The following is a 716-nucleotide window of genomic DNA, read 5'->3' on the forward strand; positions in this document are numbered from 1 at the left end:
TCCTTATTTCCTTTCATTTTCGCTTGTGTTTCGTCAAAAAGTTCTTTAAGCGCTGGGTCATATTCCAGCACCGCCTTAAAGGCCTGTAATTCAGCCAAAGCCAGCCTATGGTGTACATTTAAATGCGCATAGTTCAATTCGATATCAGCCAAACGGTCGACGAGCGACTCAGCGACTAGCTTGTCGATTGTGTTGTTATCCATGTGTGTTCTCCATTTCTTTGATTTTCTGGTCTAGTTCTTGGACAGCCTTCAGCAAGTAGGGGACGAACTTTGAATAGTTGATAGACAGATAAGATGTTACTTCATCTGTTTCAACTGCATGAGGGACTACCTCCTGCACTTCCTGCGCAATCAAACCAACCTCTTCGTGTTTCTGGCTCTCGATGAAATCAAAAGAGACCATGTTCAATGCTTGAATTTTATCCAAGGCATTAACTGGACTCTCTTTAATATTTTCTTTCAAGCGTCTATCTGAACTCGAAGTAATACCAGCTTTTTCACGAAAAAGCCCAGTAGTAAGTTGGTTCCACCAAACGGTTCTATTTCTACCTCCAGCTGGATTGCCACCTTCTCCATAAATGTCCTTATTCCCCATTTCAATTCCGTTTTTGAAAAAAGGAGATTTTTCAAAATGCACTCCGCCATAAAAGTTAGCATTTGATGTTTGGGAAAAATCCGTTTTACCGTGAAAGTCTGCTCCGTTTCTGCAATACA

General features: G+C 41.2%; 2 protein-coding genes. Both read right to left on the bottom strand.

Annotated elements, in window-relative coordinates:
- Positions 1-203 (bottom strand): hypothetical protein (locus B4W83_RS11955; RefSeq protein WP_083022305.1); only part of this gene is annotated, 203 nt, incomplete at its 3' end.
- A partial coding sequence (locus B4W83_RS11960; RefSeq protein ID WP_142246456.1) for a tail fiber domain-containing protein occupies positions 196-716 on the bottom strand: 521 nt, incomplete at its 5' end. The genes B4W83_RS11960 and B4W83_RS11955, both read right to left, overlap by 8 nt.

The sequence above is a fragment of the Streptococcus pseudopneumoniae ATCC BAA-960 = CCUG 49455 genome (assembly GCF_002087075.1).
GTDB lineage: Bacteria > Bacillota > Bacilli > Lactobacillales > Streptococcaceae > Streptococcus > Streptococcus pseudopneumoniae.